Source organism: Mesorhizobium sp. M0018 (assembly GCF_040323955.1).
Taxonomy (GTDB): Bacteria; Pseudomonadota; Alphaproteobacteria; order Rhizobiales; family Rhizobiaceae; genus Mesorhizobium.
Genome location: NZ_JAMYVL010000011.1, coordinates 1 through 17,712 on the forward strand (window position 1 = coordinate 1; position 17,712 = coordinate 17,712).

The window sequence follows — 17,712 nt, forward strand, 5'->3', positions numbered from 1 at the left end:
CGGATAAGGTGTTCCACGGACGGCTCCCTTGTTTGAGATCTCAACGAACTCATTCTGGCACATCCGATGCCGTCGGGCGCCGTCCACCCCATCATGCCGTGACCTTAGCCGAAGGGTGCAGCGGAGCAGGATGTTGCACCGCTGCAGCGCTCTGATGTAGCGGCATGGATCCTGGGATCTGCGCCGCGTCGCTTCGCTCCTTGCTTCGCCCCAGGATGACGAAACGACGGGCGCCTCGGCCAATCTCCAAAGTGTACGATCCGCCGGCGCAAAAACCGTCCAAATGTCAACCTTCCGCGCCCGGGAACCTAATGCACCGCAGCGTACATGATCTTCTCCTCCGTCGCCTCGGCAGGCGAGAACTCCTCGACGATGCGGCCTTGCCGGCAGACCAGGATGCGGTCGGACAGGTTCATGATCTCCGGCAGGTAGGACGAGATGACGACGACGGCCAGGCCCTCGTCGGCCAGCCGGTTGATGATCTGGTGGATCTCGGCGATGGCGCCGACATCGACGCCGCGCGTCGGCTCGTCGAAGATGACGATGCGCGGCTTTTGCACCAGCCCCTTGCCGATCACCACCTTCTGCTGGTTGCCTCCGGAAAGCTCGACCACGCGGGCATTGTCGTTGATCGCCTTGACGTTCAGCGTCCTGGTCCATTCGGCCGACAGCGCCCGCATCTCCTGCGCGTTGATTACCCAGCCCTTTTCCCGCCCCGCCGCCAAAAAGCCGCCGAACAGGTTCTCGGCGACGTCCATCGTTTCGAATATCCCCTCGCTCTTGCGGTCTTCGGTGACGTAGACGATGCCGTCCGCCACCGCCTCGCTCGGCACGAGATAGCGCACCGGCCGGTCGTCCAGCTCGATGGTGCCGCCGCGCAGGAAATCGCGCTTGTAGATGCCGGAGACGATCTTGAATGTCTCGGTGCGGCCCGAGCCGATCAGCCCGAACACCCCTGTAATCTGGCCCTCGAAGATCGAGAAGGAATTGTTGCGCACGACATTGCTCATCGAGATGTCCTGTACCGACAGCACCTTCCTGCCGGCCCTGCGCAGCTTGGCCTCGTCGCGCTGGCTGTAGAGCTGTCCCGAAAGCGTCCGCCCGACCATGGCGGCGACGATTCTGTCGCGATCGAAAGCGGCGGTATCGTCGGTGATCACCAGCTCGCCGTCGCGCAGGATGGTGATGCGGTCGGCGATATCAAGTGCCTCTTCGAGCGCATGGCTGATGAAGACGATCGACACGCCCCTTGCCTTGAGCCGGCGGATCAGCGCGAAGAAGTGCCGCTTTTCCTCCGGCGTCAGCGTCGCCGTCGGCTCGTCGAAGATGATGATCTCGGCATTGTGGTGGACGGCGCGCGCGATCTCGACCATCTGCCGCTTGGCCGCGCCCAGCGTCGCCACCATGGCATTGGGGTCGACGGGAAAATTCAGCGACTGCAGGAACTGCTGCGCCGAGATGTAGGTGCCGCGCAGCCGGTTGAGAAAGCTCTCCGTGCCGAGATAGAGGTTCTGCGCCACCGTCATCGACGGCACCAGGCTGGTTTCCTGGAACACCATGGCGATGCCGGCTTCAAGTGCCGCATGCGGCGAGGCGTAGGCGATCTCCTGACCCTTGTGGAACATCTTTCCCGATGTCGCGTCGACAACGCCGGCGATGATCTTGGTCAGCGTCGATTTTCCGGCACCGTTCTCGCCGAGCAGCGCGTGGATCTCGCCATTGCGCAGTTCGAAGCTGACATTCTTCACCGCGGGCACGCCGCGATAGGTCTTGGTCACGTTCTCCAGGCGGACGATCGGTTCCATCAGCGATGCCCTCCTGAAGTCAGGTCGATGGCCAGCAGGCAATCGCCGCCTTTCGAGGCAATGAACAGGCGACCGTCTGTCTCCGCCACGCTGCAGATGCCGTGGCGCGTGCCGTTGGCACGGCTGTGCAGGCTGAATTGCGGCCGCATCTCCCGATCGAGCCTGACCACCAGCCCGTAAGAGCGGCTCGGCGACCACGGCTTGTGGATGCCCATAGTGCGGATGCCGCCGCATTGCAGCGGCTCGAGGAAGCTGCGGTTGGAGGCGAGCGCCGGCGCGATCCAGTGTTGCGGCGACACTTGCGCCAGCATGTCGTTCCGATAGTGCGTTTCCTGCAGCACGAATTCGATCAGACGGTTGCGGGGCGCAAACAGCGCCAGCCAGGCACCGCCATCGGCGGCGGGCGACAGCCGCGCGGGATAGCCGGGCAGATGCGCCAGCACCGTCGAGCGGCTGCCAGTCGCGCCGTCGAAGCGGACGAGTTGGTGCCGCCAGCTCTCGCCGACCAACACGTCCTTGCCGGTTGGATGCAGCCCATAGGGAAAGGCGATGTCACCGGCGAGCTTGCGGAATTCGCTGCCTGCCGGATCGCGCTTCCACAGCGAACCCGACGCACCCTTCTTCATCAGATCGGCGGCCCATTCCGACGGCGCGTGTTCGGCCGAGCCATTGGCCAGCCAAAGCGTGCCGTCTTCCGCGTAGGCGAGTGCTGTTATGCAGCGGATCTCGGCCGGCAGGGCGGCCTCCTTGCCTGCAATCAGCAGCCTGCCGCTTTCGAGCCCGACCGTCAGTTCGCCGGCGGGCGAGCGCGCGAGCGCGGTGACGGCGGCCGGAAATGTCTCGACCAGAACAGGCGCGCCACCGGCGGCGAGCGCGTAGAGGGCATTGCCGCTGGACGCCAGCAGCCGGCCGTCGGCGACCAGCAGATTGTCGGGCTCGGGCAGTTCGGCGAAGGCCGCAACATCGTCCAGCAGCGTGTTCGGCCTGAAGGCACCGTCGAGCGGCGGGATGGTCACTGCCTTGCCGCGGAAGATGTCGAGGATCGGGTCCAGCATCATGGCTTGGCACCCCAGTAGGAAGCGGGGCTGGTCCAGTTCGGGTCGGCGCCGGCAATCCGGTAGCGGCCGATGCGGTTGTTGAGGATGCCGCCGACGAACAGAAAACCCTTGTGCTCGCGCATCGAAGTCACCATCGGATGCGCGGCGCCCGACAGGTCGCCCATCGCCTCGACGATGCCGCCCTTCTCGTTGAATTTCACCACGCCACCGGTGTTGATGTTGGGGAACAGCCATTCGTCCTGCGGCAGCCGGCGCGTCATGCGCTTGCGCATGTCGGGATGGCGCAGCGACAGGTCGAAGCTCGGCGTGCGCATGCCGAGCCAGGCCATCCAGTAATTGCCGTCGGAGGCACGGTTGATGTTGTCGGGGTAGCCAGGCATGTCGCGGATGACGCATTCGGCAACGCCCGCCTTCGGCCCTTCCAGCCAATATCGATGCACGCGGCAGGCCCAGCTCTCGGCGAAGAACAGCGACTTGCCGTCATGCGCCATGCAGACGCCGTTGGTGTAACGGTAGCCGTCGAGCAATGTCTTGGTCGAACCGTCCTTCGGGTCATAGACGAGCAGCCGCCCGGTGGCGCGGTTCTCGATCGAGTCCAGCGCCCAGTCGTGCGCGTCATAGCGCTTGGTGGAATCGGTGAAGTAGATGCGGCCGTCCGGCGCGATGTCGCAATCATTGGGGTCGCGCAGCCGCGCATCGTCGACGATCGAGGTCCAGGAGCGCGACGTTTCCGCCGAAAGCCGCTTCACCTCGCGCTGCGGCGAGACCGAATAGAGGCCCATCGCGCCAACACAGCTGATCAGATTGCCTGTCTTGTCGAAGGCCAGGCCGAGTGGAAAGCCGCCAATATGGGCAAAGACCTCCGAGCGTTTGTAGTCCGGCGCGAAGAAGCGGACGATCTCGCCATGCCTGGTGCCGCAATAGAGATTGTCGTCGCGGTCGAGGATGACGTCTTCCGGCCCTTCCAGCTCGCCGAGCCCGATATGGTCAGCCCCAGACAGCCGGTTGTCGAGCTCGTAAGGCGTGCCGGAGCCCGGTGCGGCCGACTGCGTTGCGCCCATTTTCAGATAGACCGGTGCGACATAGACCTCGTCCAGAACCTTGTGGCGGTTCTTCAGCCAGCGAATGTCGATGGTGACGGCGACGGCCAGCATGATGCCCAGCACCATCTGGTTGGTGCCGGTGCCATAGCCCAGCCGGATCAGGCCGTTGGTCATCGTCAGCACGATGATCGCGCCCATCAGCCCCTTGATCACCGAACCGCGACCGCCGCCCAGGCTGACGCCGCCGACGACCGCCGCTGTCAGTGCCATGACCTCGAGGTTGAGGCCTGTGCCCGGCCCTGCCCCGCTCAGCCGGCAGGCGATGAGGAAGCCGCCTAGCGAGGCGCAGAAGCCGGAGAACACATAAGTCATGAACACGGTGCGGCGTACGCGGATGCCGGCATTGTGAGCCGATCGCCGCGACCCGCCCACCGCCTGCACATGCCAGCCGGGCCGCGAGCGCGTCAGCGCGACATGCGTAATAATCGCCAGGATAATCGCCGCCCACACCGCAACCGACAGGCCCCAGAAGGTATCGTCGCCGATGAAGTCCAGCACATCCGATGTGGCATCGGAAAGCTGGACGTCGGCCGCATAGGTGGTGACCAGTATGTCGAACAGCGCCCGCCCGAAGATGAAGGTGACCAGTGTCGTCAGGAAAGCGCGCAGCCTGAAATAGCCGATCAGGTAACCGTTGATCGCGCCGAACAGCAGGCCGGTGGCGATCGAGGCGGCCAGCGCCAGCCACACCGATTGTTCGAGGATGAAGAAGACGAAGACGGCGGAAAAGCAGGACAGCGCGAAGATCGAGCCGACCGAAAGGTCGATGCCGCCGCCAAGCATGACCACCGTCATGCCGGTGACGACCAGCGAGAACTCGCCGAGCTGGCGGGTCGATTCCTGCAGCGACATCGGCTTGAAGAAGCCGGGAATGATTGAACCGAACACACCGAGCGTCGCCACCAGCGCCAGGAACGGAATGGCGTTGTCGGTCCAGCGTTTGCTCAATATCTCGCCGACGAGATGGTCGGGCACGAGATTGTAGCGCCAGGACTGGAGGCGTTCGCGAAAGGACATCGGTTGCTGCTATTCGAGAGAAAAGGGAAAAAGGGGCCGGGCTATCCGCAGAACAATCGCCTCAGGTTTGCGCTGCCCCTCACCCTTACCCTCTCCCCGTATAGAGACGGGGAGAGGGGGTCGCCAGCGTTGGAGCGTATCCCTTCTCTCCGTCACTATACGGGGAGAAGGTGCCGGCAGGCGGATGAGGGGCAGCGCGAAGCTCAGGAAAGCCGGCCTACTTGGCCGCAGCTTCGGCTTGCAGTGCTTTCAAATCCCAGCAGCTGTCCGGCTTGAGGTCGGCCTTGGTCGTCGCCTTCTCCAGCGTGTAGATGTAGGTGTGCGAGGTGCCGGCCGGCTGGCCGCTCTGCAACAGGAATTTTATGACGGCGTTCATGTCACCCGACTGGCGGGCAAGGTCGGTCATCACCACCGCGCCATAGGTGCCGTCCTGCAGCTTGTCGCAGTCGGCGGTTTTCTCGCCGCCACCGGTGGTGACCAGGAACACCTTGCCCTCGAGCTTGGCATCGCGGATCGCAGCCGATGCGCCGGTCGCGTCACCGTCCCAGAAATCGATGATGGCGCAGATGTCGGGGTTCTGCTGCAGCATTGTCGTCGTCACGTTGCGCGAGGTCGTCGCATCCCAGTTGGAGTCCGGCTTGGCCACGACCTTGAAGTCGGGGTTCTTGTCCAGCACCTTCATGATGCCGGCATACTGGTAGAGGCTCGATGAGTTGGCCTGGTCGCCCTGCACCAGCCCGATCTTCTTGGAGGAGTTCGGCCCACAACCCTTGATCGCCGCTTCGGCTTCCAGCTGGCCGAGCCGATCCCAGTCGCTGCCGACAAAGGCATCGGCCGGGAAGTTCGCCGGATTGTCGACCAAAAGCACATAGGTGCCGGCCGCCTGCGCCTTCTTCATCAGCTTGGCATAGGAATTGAGGTCCGGCGAATGGATGATCAGCACGTCCGGCCTGGCGTCCGACGAGATTGCGTCGGTTATCGCCTGCGCGCCGGCATCGACCACCCAGTTCGGATCACGCGTCTCGAACACGCCGCCCCAGGCCTCGACCTCCGTCTTCAGGTAATGCGCCCAGCCCTGTGCCAGGTCGAAGCCCATCGCCATCGGCACCAGCATCACACGCTTGCCCTTGAGTGCTTGCGAATAGGCGGCCGGACCCGGATCTTCGGCGGCGAAGCCTGGCGCCACGAAGGCGGAGACGGCAAGCGCTGCCGCGGCAGCCATAAATGTCCTGATGATTTTCATGTCACATCCTCTGGTTTGGTATGTCGTTCGCGGCCGGCCCCAACCGTTCGCGTCAATCTAAATGTCGCCTTGCTGCGCGGTCTGCTCATCGCGCGGATTGATGAACCCATCAACGATGATCGCCGCCAGCAGGATCGCGGCCTTGATCAGGTTCTGATAGAGCAGCGGAATGTCGATGATGGTCATGGCGTTGAGCAGGATGCCGATCAGCGCGGCACCCACCAGCACGTTGCGCACCCCGCCCCGCCCGCCAGACAGACCGATGCCGCCGATCACCGCAACCAGCACGATGTCGTAGAGCAGCGTGGAATTGACGATGCGGGTGTTGATCGAATGCAGGCTGGCCGCAGTGAGCAGGCCGGCAACCAGCGAGACCAGGGCCGACAGCACGTAGCGCAGCACCAGCATCGGGCGCACTGGAATGCCGATATTGCGCGCCGCGACCGGGTTGTCGCCGGCGAAATAGACGTAGCGGCCCCATTTGGTGTAGCGCAGGAACAGGAAGAAGGCGAAAGCCAGCCCGGCGAAGACAAACACCTCGACGGGGATGTCGAGGAAACGCAGCCCGCCCAGAAGCTCGACCCAATGGCCGGGCGGCACCGGCACGGCGTCCTGCGTGATCAATTGTGAACGCACATAGCCGAAGACGAAGGACGCGGTCGCCAGCGTCACGAAGATCGCCGGGACCTCGGCGTAGGCGACCAGGATTCCGTTCAACAGCCCGATGGCGAGAACACCGGCGAGCACATAGGCGAAGGCCAGCCCGTCGGATGTCCCCGAATTCAGCAATTGCAGATACCACGCGACCGACATCGCCATGATCGCCACCGCCGACAGGTCGATGCCCCTGCCGATGATGACGACCGCCATGCCGAGCGCCAATATGCCCAGCACCGAGACCGAGCGCACGATGGCAACGAGATTGTTCGAATTGATAAACCCGGGCAGTCCGATCGCGGCGGCAATGAACAGCACAACCGCGATGGCAAAGACAATGCCCTCCTGATTCAGGCTTCTCCAGTTTAGCCAGCCGGTCGCGTTCATTGCCCGCTTTCACCCGCGATGGCTACGCCCTGCTCCCTCTGCGGCCATCGGAACGAAAGCTAATCGGCTCAAGACCAATTCGTCAAATGAATCCGTGCATTGCAGGCCGGCTTGCGAGGAAATTCCGCGCTTGGATGCACCGATTGGCGAGGCTGGCGCAATGCCGGGAACTCAAGCTGTTTTGCAATTGATCGCGCCGATCGAAGCGCCGGCAAAGGTTTGCTCCGGAACGATCGAAGCAGGCATAATTTATGTCCGCGATTGCCGCTGGATTCCTGCGTCAAATCCGCAAAACATGGCCCGAGACCTCGGCGCCGGCAGCCTTCGGCAACGCCAGGAAGCGACACGAGGCGACGAGCCCGATTGCGCCGATCGCCACGAAGGCAAGTCGGAAGTCGACGAGATCGAGCGCCGCAGCGCCCCTGGCGATCTGCGACAGGTTGAGCAGTGCCGCGGCGACCGCTACGCCGAACAGCATCGCCACCTGCTGCAGCATGCTGGACAACGTCGCCGCCGAGCTGCGCTGCGGTGAGGCCACATCGGCGAAGGCCAGTGTGTTGAGCGCGGTGAACTGCATCGATCGCGAAAGGCCGGCGATCAGCATCAGCGCCACCACCAACGCTTGCGGCGTCTGCGGCGAAAGCACCGCGCAGGCCATGATCGACAGAGAGGCGATCACCCCGTTGACGATCAGCACCGGACGGAAGCCGAAGCGCCTCAGTGTCGGCGTCGTCACCGCCTTCATGCCGAGATTGCCGAGGAAATAGGCCAGGATCATCATGCCGGCATCGACCGGGCTCAGGCCAAAGCCGACCTGGAACAAAAGCGGCAGCAGGAACGGCGTGGCGTTGATGGCGATGCGGAAGATCGTGCCGGCCGACAGCGTCGAGATGGCAAAGGTCTGCACCTTGAAAGCTGTGAGGTCGAGCAGCGGATGGTTGGCGCGTTGCAGATGCCGCACCGCCAGCCAGCCGACCAAAATGCCCGTGCCGAGCAGTGCCACGGTCGTCAACACACCCTCTTCCGGATGCGCGATGCGCTCGAGGCCATAGAGCATCGCGGCGAGCCCCACCGAGGTCAGCAGGAAGCCCGGCCAGTCGAGCGGCTTGGCTCCGGCTTCGCGGTCGCCGGGAATGAAGCGGGCGACCAGTGCCAAACCGGCAACGCCAAGCGGGATGTTGATGAAGAGATTCCAGTGCCAGGAGAGATAAGTGGTGATGAAGCCGCCAAGCACCGGCCCGACCACCGGCGCAAACAGCGCCGGCCAGGTGATCAGCGCCGTGGCGTTGAGAAGCTCGGATTTCGGCGCGTTGCGCAGCACCAGGATGCGGCCGACCGGCGTCATCAGCGCGCTGCCCAGGCCCTGAACCGCGCGTGCGGCGACGAACTCGGCCAGGTTCTGTGAGATGCCGCAAACGAGCGAGGCCAGCGTGAACAGGGCGATGGCCACGAGGAAGATGTTGCGCGCGCCAAAACGGTCGGCAAGCCAGCCGGACAGCGGCACGAACACCGCCATGGTCAGCATATAGACGGTGATGCCGATGCTCATCGCCACCGCCGGCACGCCGAAGGATTCTCCCATCTGCGGCAGCGATGTCGAGATGATGGTCGAATCCAGAAGCTGCATGAAGAAGGCGACGGCGACGATCAGCGCCACCCGCCGGGCTTGCCGCGCCGCCGGCGCGGTTTCGGGCAAGGCTTTGTTTTCGGGAATGGCGGTCATGCAAAGAACTGTCCGAAGGGGAATTTTCACCCGCTCCATCGGCAACCGCACAATTGTCCGGCAAACCGATGACCCACCGGTTTCAACAGCATCCGGCCGGTGCCGTCCAGACCTGGACCAACAAACTTTCGTGTGGCATCGCAGCCGCCATGCGATGACCTGGCCCTGGCGCCGAACCGGCCTTTTACGATCCGCGATGATGCTTCGTGCCGCAGCCGGCGTATCTCATGCGGCTTCGATCTTCTCCAGGAACAGGCTGAGCTGGTCCGGGTCCATGTGCACGACGTGCCTGTCTTCGGGATACGCCAGGCTGTTCACATCGGCGACATATTCGGAAAAGGCGGCGATGCGTTCGGCCTGCAGGCGATCGTATTCGGCGGCGAAATTGCGATAGACCTTGGAATGGCGCGGCATGTGGCCACGGTTCTGGCCAAGAATGTCGTCGGCGAACAGATACTGCGCGTCACAGCCGGTGCCCGCTCCCATCGACAGCATGATCAGCGACGTGCGTTCCGAAATCGCCTTGGCCACCTCGACCGGCACCACCTCGATCTCGGCGCCGATCGCGCCGGCGGCCTCCAGTTGCTTCACCGCCTCGAACACCTGCATGGCGGTATCGGCGGTCTTGCCGACAGCCTTGAAGCCGCCCGTCCAGGTGGCGCGTGACGGGATGAGGCCGACATGGCCGATCACCGGAATGGCATCGTCGGCCATCCGCTTGATGGTGGCGTACCCGGCGCTGCAATAGACCGCATCGGCGCTGGCCTTGTAGAGCCGGAACGCCCAGCGGACGAAATCATCGGCGGTGCCGATTTCGAAGAAATTCTCGCCCGGCATGGTGAACAGGCTGGGTGCCGCATCGCGGTATTGCGGATTGAGCACCAGCTCCGGCGGCACCGAGACGATATCGACGCCGGCGCGTTCGGCGGCCTCGGCCTCGTCCATCGTCAGCACGCGCAGCATCGTCAGCTGCCGCTTGCCCTTCATGGCACGCAGGTCTGCGACGGTCGGTCTTTTCCGGCTCATGGATTTTGGTTCCCTTTGCTACGTGACAGAAGGCCGGTCAGGCGATCTGGATCATCACCTTGCCAGCTTCCACCTTGACCGCATAGGTCTGCAGATTGACACAGACGGGAGCCCCTTTGGCCTGGCCGGTCTTGTAATTGAAGCGGCCATTGTGCTTTGGGCATTCGATGATGTCGTCCATGACAAGCCCATCGGCCAGATGCGCCTTCTCATGCGTACAAAACCCGTCGGTGGCGAAGAATTCATCGTCCGGCGAACGGTAGATCGCGAAGGTGCGACCGCCATGGTCGAAGCGGATGACATCTTCCTCTTCGACATCGTCCACGGCGCACGCTTCGACCCAATCGGCCATCTCTGCTTCTCCCGAAATTTCTGCGTTGCGCTGGTGCGCAGTACCTACTCAGCCGCTGCCGACATGTTCACTTCGTGGAATTCGCCACGATAGGGCCGTGCGGTTGGCGGCAGTTCGCGCTTGAGGAAATAATCCTCGTATTTGAGCTGCCTGAGCAGGACAGGCCAGACCTCGCGATAGGCATGCCATATCGACGGGTTCGGTTCCGGCAGATCGTGCTTGATCAATTCATGCAGCCTGGGCAGCGCGTGATAGGGCACCATCGGAAACATGTGGTGCTCGACGTGGTAGTTCATGTTCCAGTAGATGAACCGGCTGATCGGGTTCATGTACACGGTACGGGTGTTGAGCCGGTGATCGACGACGTTGTCGGCCAGACCGATGTGTTGCAGCAGGCCGGTCATCACCATGTGCCAGGTGCCGTAGAGGCGCGGCACGCCGATGAGCACCACCGGCACCCACGACTGCATGGTGAGGGCGAGTGCTATCGTGGCGATGTAGACGGCGATGTGCCAGCGCGCCGCGATGACGGCCTTGTGCTGTTCCATCTCGGGAACGTAGCTTTTCTCGTCGGGCGTCAGCTTGCCGAACGCCTGGCGTACCAGTGCCGGAAGCGAATAGCGAAAATCGAGGATGCCGGTGAAAGCCAGCGCCGCACGCAAAAGGTCCGGCGGGCGCATCACGGCGATCTCGGCGTCGCGGCCGACGATGATGGTGTCGGTGTGGTGGCGGGCATGGCTCCAGCGCCAGGTCACCGGGTTGCGCATCAGCATGAAGCTGGCGATCTGGTAGACGACATCGTTCATCCAGCGCGTGCGGAAGGCAGTGCCATGGCCGCATTCGTGCCAGCGCGAGTCGCTGGACGAGCCGTAGAGCACGCCGTAGACGAAGAAGAACGGCACGCACCACCAGGTACCCCAGAAATAGATGGCGCCGGCGGCCGAGCCGAGGATGGCGACGATCCAGATGATCGTGTCGCGGATCGCCGGGCCGTCTGAGCGCTGCATCAACTCCTTGATCGCCTTGCGGGGAACATCCGTGTGGTACCACTCCGCCGAGGCAAGCCCGGTTTCGATCGCCCTGCGCGTGCTTTCGCCGACCAGGCTGTAATCGCGCTTTACCGTGCCAGCCATTGTGACCTCCAATTCCCGATCGGCCGCGAGCCCTCCCCGCTCCAGCCGGAACCAGCCTCCCAACTGGTGTCCCGTATCGTCGTCGCCATTATCACGACCTGCCTCCAAGAACAGGAAAATGGCCCGACGGCTGGGGATAATCCTGCTGCGGCTGCGTGGCGATTGCCGCGATCCGGCTCTCGGCGACGGCGATCTCGCCGGCGCCGTCGAGAACCCGGAAAACGGCATTGTAGGAGCGGCTCTCGCCATGCTCCAGCCAGATCATCTCGCCGCGTTCGCGCGCCGCCAGATTTCCCAGCACATGATGCGTCGACGGCTCGATCCCAAGCGCGTACTGCCCGGCCTGGAAATTCTGCCATTGATAGGCGCAGGGCAATTGGTCCTTGCGCGTGACCACCTCGAAGCCGAGGCCGAGCCTGTCGTTGACCACCGCCACCGGCACTTCGCCGGCGCTGTCGGCGCCGAGTTCGTGCTGCCAGACCTGTTCCTTGAACCCCGGTTGCGGCGCCGGCACCGTGCGGTAGCCGACCTTCTGCGCTTCATAGCGCTCGCCGGCATGGCCTGCCCAGACGACGTCGCGGATCGGCGCCAGGTAGCGCGCGCCCTCGTCGAGTACCGGATGGCTGACATTGATGTGGTAGAAATACATATGCGGCGTACGGTTGAAACCGTGATTGACGACACGGTCCGAAAGCCGGATCTCGTTGCCGCCGACATCGGCCTCGATCCGCCGCAGCAGGTGCAGATCCTCGCCGAATACAGTCGATTGCTGGACGATGCCTTCGGCCCACAACACGCAGCGGTCGCCGTCCCAGGTCTCGCCATAGCCGGTCAGCCGCGCCGGAATGGTGCTGACACGGCCGTGCAGCGAATGGCGCACCGTCTTCTTCGGCGGGTAGTTATAGGTGTCGGCGGGTACTTCGTTCATGAACAATATATGGTCGAGGCCGCAGGTCAGCAGAAGGCCGGAAAACGACCGCGCCCACGCCAATCCCTCCTCGCCTTCATATTCGTGCAGGCCGGGATGGCGAAAACCGCTCGGCGAGTGCCAGCCGATCGCCTGGCCCCTGAAGTCGCAATCGGCGATATCGAGCGCCCGGTCGACCAGCGCGGTGAAGCGCAGGCCGGAGCCGGTGCGGAATTCGAGCATGCGGATGCCGCGCTCGACGCCGTCGCCAAGCGTCATCAGCCGCACGCCGGCGAACTGCGACAGCATGCCGGAGCGTTCCGAGACCTGCCGGCGCGACAGCGTCTTGCCGTAAAGCTTTACCATGTGACGGCCAGTTCTTTCACTTTGCTCCCGTCCTTCACTTCGCTCTCGTCTCCTTGAGCAGGGCCGACATGTCGGCACCGGTGATGATGCTTTCCACGGTCAGCAGATCGGTATCGGCGACCGTCTGCTCGGCGACGATCTCGCCGCGGCGCATGACGATGATGCGATCGGCGACCTGGAAGACGTGATGGATGTTGTGGGTGATCAAAAGCACCGAGTGACCGGCGTCGCGCACTTCCTTGACGAAGCGCAGCACGCCGTGCGTTTCCTCGACGCCGAGATTGTTGGTCGGCTCGTCGAGGATGATGACCTTGGCGGCAAATTGCATGGCACGCGAAATGGCGATCGATTGGCGCTCGCCGCCCGACAGCGTGCTGACCAGTGCATCGGCGTCGAGTTTCTTCGAGATGCCGACGCGCTTCAAAAGCGCCGAGGCGGCATCGCGCAATTTGGCGAGATCGAGCGGCGCGAACACGCCCAGCCATTTGAGATTGACCGGTTCGCGGCCGAGGAAAAGATTGCGCGCGATGCTGAGATCGGGCGCCAGCGAGGTGTCCTGGTGGATGGTCTCGATGCCGAGATCCATCGCGTCGCGCGTCGAGCGGATGGAGACCTTCTGGCCGCGCACATAGATCTCGCCGCGATCGACCGGAAACACGCCCGAGATCGCCTTGATCAGCGTCGATTTCCCGGCGCCGTTGTCGCCGAGCAAGGCCACCACTTCGCCCTCGTTGAGCGTGAAGGAGGCGCTCTTCAGGGCGCGGACGCTGCCGAAGGACTTTTGCAAATTCTGCAGCCGAAGCACTTCCATGATCAGCTCCTGGCGGCGTTCTTCTGCAGCAAAGCGTGCAGGATGAGCATGGCAAGGATGATGACGCCGACGAAGATGTTGTAGGCGAGCCCAGGCACGCCGATCAGCACGATGCCGTTGCGGATGCTGCGCAGCATCAGCGCGCCGACGATGGTGCCTAAAATGGTGCCGCGTCCACCGGTCAGCGCGGTGCCGCCAACCACCACCATGGCGATCACTTCGAGCTCGTACCCGGTGCCGGCCACCGGCGAGGCGGCAGAGATGCGAAAGGCGCTGATCATGCCGGCGAGACCGGCAAGCACCGAGGTCAGGATGAACAGCCAGATCTTGACCGCATCGGCCGGCACACCACGCGCCACGGCAGCGTTACGGTTCGAGCCGATAGCACTGATCCAGTTGCCGAGCTTGGCGTAGCGCAGCACATAGATCGCCAGTAGCGACAGGCCGATGAACCACCACAGCGAGGTATAGAAACGGAACGTTCCGATATTGAAGCTGCCGGCCAGCAGCGTTACGAAGAAGCCAGGCTGGTCCCAGGATTTCAGCGGAAATCCTTGCGTGATGTAAAGCGCTGCCCCGCGCACGACGAGCAACATCGACAGCGTCACCAGGAAGGACGAAATGCCGATCTTGGTGACGATCAGCCCGTTGATCGCGCCGATCGCTATGCAGAGCAGCAGGCCGGCCAGCAGCGCGACGCCAATATCAAAGCCGCCGTTCTGCACCAGCAGCATGACGACGACCGGCGCCAGCCCGAACACGGCACCGACCGAAAGGTCGAACTCGCCCGCCGTCAGAAGCAGCGTCATGCCGAGCGCGATGATGCCGAGCTCGGGCAGGAACGCCATCATGTTGGAGATGTTGAGCGGCGACAGGAAATTGGCGTCGGCGATCGCGAACACCGCCAGCAGGACAATCAGGATGACGAGCGAAGAGAACTGCGGCGAGCGCATCAGGCTCGACCTGCGTTTGGCACGCGGCATTTCCTCTTCTGCGGCAATTGTCATGACTGTTTCGACCATATCTCAAGGTGACGCCCGCCGCCTGCGCGGCGAGCGTCAGTTCCAATCACTTGTTGTAGAGTTTCAGGATCGGTTCGACGCTCGAGGCGTCGTAGAGACTGAACGTGTGGATGTCGTAGCCGATCGGTTCGCCAGCGGCGGCCAACCCGAGCAGCGCCACCGGCATGAAGCCCTGCGCCGATGGGAACTGCCAGGCAGCCGCGTTGATGAACCCAGACTTCACTGACTCGGCCGTTTCCTTCGAATTGCCCCAGCCGACGACCGGGATCTTGCCGGCCGGCACGCCGGCGCCGTCGAACACCCGCTTGACGCTGGCCGCGACGGAATCGCCGAGCGCGATGATTGCCGGCGGGTTGTTGGCGACCATGTAGTCGGTCATCTTGGCGATGATGCCGGCCGGATCGGTGCCGCAATCGACCACATCATATTTGATGCCGAGCGGATCGAAGACGCTGGCGATGCCTTCGGTCTCGAGCTGCTGGTAGCTGGCGCCCGGCACTTCGACCGGCAGGAACACTTTGTCGCCCTGCTTCACCATCTTGTGGTCGACCAGATATTTCGCCCAGATGACACCGGCTTCCTTAAGGTCGGCGCCGACATAGGCCTGACGGCCGGTTGCCGGATCGTCGGTGTTGAAGAACACGATCGGGATACCGGCCGCCTTCGCTGCCTTGACCTCCTCGGTCCACAGGCCGGGCTGCGCCGAGGTCGTGGCGATGCCGTCCGGCTTGGCGGCAAGTGCGGAGTTGAAGGCCTCCTTCTGCGCCGCCATGTCGCCACCGCTGAACGAGATCTTGCAGGTCACCTTGAGCTGGTCGCAGGCCTTGGTGGCGCCGGCATTCCAGTCGATCCAGAAGGCATCCGACGGGCCGCCATGCGACAGCAGATAGAACGTCTTCTGGGCGTCCTGCGCCAGCGCCGGCGTACCCAGCGCAACACCGGCGAGAACGGTCGCCGCGGCAGCGATTTTCAACGCGAATTTCAACATTTCTCTTCCTCCCTTGTTTCGTAGCCGAACCGCGCCATCACAGTCCGTTGGCGCGGAATTTCCCGTCGAGGAATTTCTTGGCGCGCGGCACGTCGTCTTCCGAAAGATGTTCGATGATGACCGGGATGTTCGGGTGCTTTTCGGCCAGCCGCTTGAGATAGAGGTCGTAGTTCAGCGAACCGAGACCGGGCGCCGGCAGCTCGATCTCGCCGACGCCGCGGAAAGTGTGGCTCTCCAGCGCGTCGTCGTCGCCGATATCTGCGTGCTTTTCCGACTTGTCGCCGCCGGAACGCTTGACGTCCTTGGCGTGGGCTATCTTGATCTTGTCGGTCAACGTGTCGAACACCTGGTTCAGGATCTGGTCCATCCTGTCGATGTTGTGCGTTTCGAAATAGTTGGTCGGGTCCATCAGCAGGCCGAGGCCTGGGTGGTCGACCTGCGCGAACATCCTCACCGTCTCTTCGACCGAGCCGACGACATTGTTGACATAGGTTTCGAGCAGGAAGACCGCGCCGTGGTCATAGGCGGTCTGGGCAAGGTCGGCGATGACCTTGCGGCATTCCTCAAAACCTTCCTCGGTCTTGTTCTTCGGGTGATGCACCCAGTCGGACTCGGTGTTGTAGGTACCGGTTTCCGAGATCACGTAAGGGGTGCCGAAATGGCGTGCGTTGCGGATGATCTCCTTCAAATAGCCGACGCGCCTCTCGCGCTCGCCCATATCCGGATGGATGATGTTGGTGTAGCCCGATACGCAGCAGATCGGCAGATTGTGATCGCGAAACGTATCGCGGACGGTCTTGGCCTTGTCCCTGGTGATCTGCCCGGCCGACAGATCTATGTCCTTGAAATGCAGGTCGAGCTGCACGGTGTTGAAATCGAGCGCACGGATCTTCTGCGCGGTTTCCTTGAGGCTATACGGGAAATAACCCGTGAAAATACCTGCCTGCATCATGGTGTGAAGTCCTCCCTGTAAGTAATTCAGTCAGTTGATATTTCGGAAAGTTTGACTGTCCGGCCCTTGTCGATCGAACGATAGCCGGCTTCGACCAGCGCCATAGTCTTGACGTTGTCGGCGACCGACAGCGCCGGCGGCTCGCCCGTCTTGACCGCGTGCTGGAGCTGCTCCATGACGCCGATAAAAGCATGCGGGAACCACATCGTGTCCCAGCTGGGTGTCACCCATTCACCACCGGTGGTCTCGGTCGAGGCATAGGTCAGCGTCGAGGCAGCGCCAGTCGGCCAGCCGATGGTACCCTTGGCGACGCCCTTGGTGCCGTCGACGCGCCAATTGATGTGCTGGTCGTCCTTGTAGCCCTCCTGGCGCGGCCCGGACCAGACATCCTCCAGCGATACGGCGAGCACGCCGGACGGGAACTTGATCGTCGACACGGTGATGCCGTCCGAATGGTCGAAGCGGGTGCGCGGGTCCTTGCGGGTCAGGGTGGTGATCTCCAGGGGATCGCCGAACAGGAAGCGCAATACGTCGAGATGGTGGACGCTCATATTGGCGAGCGTCAGCCGGTCATAGTCCTCGAGGAAGCTCTGCCAGTGCGGGATCGCATGCATGTCGATCTGGGCGAAAACGATGTCGCCGAGCGCGCCGCTGTCGATGATCTGCTTCAAGACGCGCATCGACTGGTCGTAACGCATGTTCTGGTTGACCGAGAGGATCTTGTCGGCCTTGGCCGCCTCGTCGCGGAGTTTGACGGCCTCTTCAAGGGACAGCGCCAATGGCTTCTGCGCCAGGATCGCCTTGATATGTGCTTGCTTCAGCGCATGGCGGATCAGCGCCGGCTGCTGGTCGGGCGGAAAGGCAAGGTCGATGATCTCGACGTTCTTGTCCTCGATGAGCTGTTCCGGCGTGTCGTGGACGGTTGGGATATCCCAGCGTTTGGCGACCTTCTCGGCGCTGGCCTTGGTCCGCGAGGCAATCGCCACCACCGGGAAACCGGCTTCCTTATAGGCGGCAAGGTGACATTCGGCCATGATCATGCCGGCGCCGACGCAGCCGATCCTGTATTCCCTGGTGCGGACTTTAACGTCCGGCTCGAAGCCGTTGCCCGCCATTTCTTGGCTTGCCATATGTTCCTCCCGAAGCTCGTTCCTTGCCGCCG

Annotated in this window: 15 protein-coding genes; all 15 read right to left on the bottom strand. The window is 63.0% G+C overall.

Annotation, left to right across the window (positions count from 1 at the left end; all coding sequences use genetic code 11):
- Positions 1-308: 308 nt before the first annotated feature.
- Entirely contained in the window at positions 309-1,805 is a 1,497-nt protein-coding gene (locus NKJ81_RS16825) for a sugar ABC transporter ATP-binding protein (RefSeq protein ID WP_352541105.1), read from the bottom strand.
- On the bottom strand, positions 1,805-2,863 hold the full coding sequence (locus NKJ81_RS16830) for a hypothetical protein (RefSeq protein WP_352541106.1): 1,059 nt from the start codon (positions 2,861-2,863) through the stop codon (positions 1,805-1,807). The genes NKJ81_RS16825 and NKJ81_RS16830 overlap by 1 nt, the downstream gene beginning before the upstream one ends.
- Positions 2,860-4,983, bottom strand: a complete 2,124-nt coding sequence (locus NKJ81_RS16835; protein WP_352474241.1) for an ABC transporter permease — start codon at positions 4,981-4,983, stop codon at positions 2,860-2,862. The genes NKJ81_RS16830 and NKJ81_RS16835 overlap by 4 nt, the downstream gene beginning before the upstream one ends.
- Positions 4,984-5,200: 217 nt before the next feature.
- Complete coding sequence (locus tag NKJ81_RS16840) at positions 5,201-6,226, bottom strand: sugar ABC transporter substrate-binding protein (protein WP_352541107.1); 1,026 nt, start codon at positions 6,224-6,226, stop codon at positions 5,201-5,203.
- A gap of 57 nt (positions 6,227-6,283) precedes the next feature.
- Positions 6,284-7,270 carry an ABC transporter permease gene (locus NKJ81_RS16845; protein WP_023675789.1) on the bottom strand — a complete coding sequence of 329 codons (987 nt, stop codon included), beginning with the start codon at positions 7,268-7,270 and terminating at the stop codon, positions 6,284-6,286.
- A 280-nt stretch (positions 7,271-7,550) separates the two neighbouring features.
- A complete protein-coding gene (locus NKJ81_RS16850) occupies positions 7,551-8,993 on the bottom strand; it encodes a DHA2 family efflux MFS transporter permease subunit (RefSeq protein WP_352541108.1) in 1,443 nt (480 codons plus the stop codon).
- A gap of 225 nt (positions 8,994-9,218) precedes the next feature.
- Positions 9,219-10,019: a 3-methyl-2-oxobutanoate hydroxymethyltransferase gene (locus tag NKJ81_RS16855; RefSeq protein ID WP_023675787.1), complete on the bottom strand. Its 801-nt coding sequence runs from the start codon at positions 10,017-10,019 to the stop codon at positions 9,219-9,221.
- 37 nt (positions 10,020-10,056) lie between these two features.
- A complete protein-coding gene (locus NKJ81_RS16860) occupies positions 10,057-10,371 on the bottom strand; it encodes a MocE family 2Fe-2S type ferredoxin (RefSeq protein ID WP_352465283.1) in 315 nt (104 codons plus the stop codon).
- A gap of 44 nt (positions 10,372-10,415) precedes the next feature.
- A complete protein-coding gene (locus tag NKJ81_RS16865) occupies positions 10,416-11,504 on the bottom strand; it encodes a fatty acid desaturase family protein (RefSeq protein ID WP_352541109.1) in 1,089 nt (362 codons plus the stop codon).
- Positions 11,505-11,595: 91 nt separating this feature from the next.
- A complete protein-coding gene (locus NKJ81_RS16870; RefSeq protein WP_352541110.1) occupies positions 11,596-12,777 on the bottom strand; it encodes an aldose 1-epimerase family protein in 1,182 nt (393 codons plus the stop codon).
- Between the two features lie 34 nt (positions 12,778-12,811).
- The gene (locus tag NKJ81_RS16875) at positions 12,812-13,594 is read right to left on the bottom strand and encodes an ATP-binding cassette domain-containing protein (RefSeq protein ID WP_352541238.1); all 783 of its coding nucleotides are present in this window, start codon (positions 13,592-13,594) and stop codon (positions 12,812-12,814) included.
- On the bottom strand, positions 13,591-14,595 hold the full coding sequence (locus NKJ81_RS16880; RefSeq protein ID WP_352452735.1) for an ABC transporter permease: 1,005 nt from the start codon (positions 14,593-14,595) through the stop codon (positions 13,591-13,593). The genes NKJ81_RS16875 and NKJ81_RS16880 overlap by 4 nt, the downstream gene beginning before the upstream one ends.
- 61 nt (positions 14,596-14,656) lie before the next feature.
- Positions 14,657-15,598: a sugar ABC transporter substrate-binding protein gene (locus NKJ81_RS16885; RefSeq protein ID WP_023675781.1), complete on the bottom strand. Its 942-nt coding sequence runs from the start codon at positions 15,596-15,598 to the stop codon at positions 14,657-14,659.
- 37 nt (positions 15,599-15,635) lie between these two features.
- Positions 15,636-16,550 carry a sugar phosphate isomerase/epimerase family protein gene (locus NKJ81_RS16890; protein ID WP_352541111.1) on the bottom strand — a complete coding sequence of 305 codons (915 nt, stop codon included), beginning with the start codon at positions 16,548-16,550 and terminating at the stop codon, positions 15,636-15,638.
- Positions 16,551-16,576: 26 nt separating this feature from the next.
- A complete protein-coding gene (locus NKJ81_RS16895; protein WP_352541239.1) occupies positions 16,577-17,665 on the bottom strand; it encodes a Gfo/Idh/MocA family protein in 1,089 nt (362 codons plus the stop codon).
- Positions 17,666-17,712 lie beyond the last annotated feature (47 nt).

What these genes read in the sequence shown, in the direction of transcription:
- NKJ81_RS16825 (WP_352541105.1), bottom strand. Translation starts at nt 1,805, where the DNA reads ATGGAACCGATCGTCCGCCTGGAGAACGTGACCAAGACCTATCGCGGC.
- NKJ81_RS16830 (WP_352541106.1), bottom strand. Translation starts at nt 2,863, where the DNA reads ATGATGCTGGACCCGATCCTCGACATCTTCCGCGGCAAGGCAGTGACC.
- NKJ81_RS16835 (WP_352474241.1), bottom strand. Translation starts at nt 4,983, where the DNA reads ATGTCCTTTCGCGAACGCCTCCAGTCCTGGCGCTACAATCTCGTGCCC.
- NKJ81_RS16840 (WP_352541107.1), bottom strand. Translation starts at nt 6,226, where the DNA reads ATGAAAATCATCAGGACATTTATGGCTGCCGCGGCAGCGCTTGCCGTC.
- NKJ81_RS16845 (WP_023675789.1), bottom strand. Translation starts at nt 7,270, where the DNA reads ATGAACGCGACCGGCTGGCTAAACTGGAGAAGCCTGAATCAGGAGGGC.
- NKJ81_RS16850 (WP_352541108.1), bottom strand. Translation starts at nt 8,993, where the DNA reads ATGACCGCCATTCCCGAAAACAAAGCCTTGCCCGAAACCGCGCCGGCG.
- NKJ81_RS16855 (WP_023675787.1), bottom strand. Translation starts at nt 10,019, where the DNA reads ATGAGCCGGAAAAGACCGACCGTCGCAGACCTGCGTGCCATGAAGGGC.
- NKJ81_RS16860 (WP_352465283.1), bottom strand. Translation starts at nt 10,371, where the DNA reads ATGGCCGATTGGGTCGAAGCGTGCGCCGTGGACGATGTCGAAGAGGAA.
- NKJ81_RS16865 (WP_352541109.1), bottom strand. Translation starts at nt 11,504, where the DNA reads ATGGCTGGCACGGTAAAGCGCGATTACAGCCTGGTCGGCGAAAGCACG.
- NKJ81_RS16870 (WP_352541110.1), bottom strand. Translation starts at nt 12,777, where the DNA reads ATGGTAAAGCTTTACGGCAAGACGCTGTCGCGCCGGCAGGTCTCGGAA.
- NKJ81_RS16880 (WP_352452735.1), bottom strand. Translation starts at nt 14,595, where the DNA reads ATGACAATTGCCGCAGAAGAGGAAATGCCGCGTGCCAAACGCAGGTCG.
- NKJ81_RS16885 (WP_023675781.1), bottom strand. Translation starts at nt 15,598, where the DNA reads ATGTTGAAATTCGCGTTGAAAATCGCTGCCGCGGCGACCGTTCTCGCC.
- NKJ81_RS16890 (WP_352541111.1), bottom strand. Translation starts at nt 16,550, where the DNA reads ATGATGCAGGCAGGTATTTTCACGGGTTATTTCCCGTATAGCCTCAAG.
- NKJ81_RS16895 (WP_352541239.1), bottom strand. Translation starts at nt 17,665, where the DNA reads ATGGCGGGCAACGGCTTCGAGCCGGACGTTAAAGTCCGCACCAGGGAA.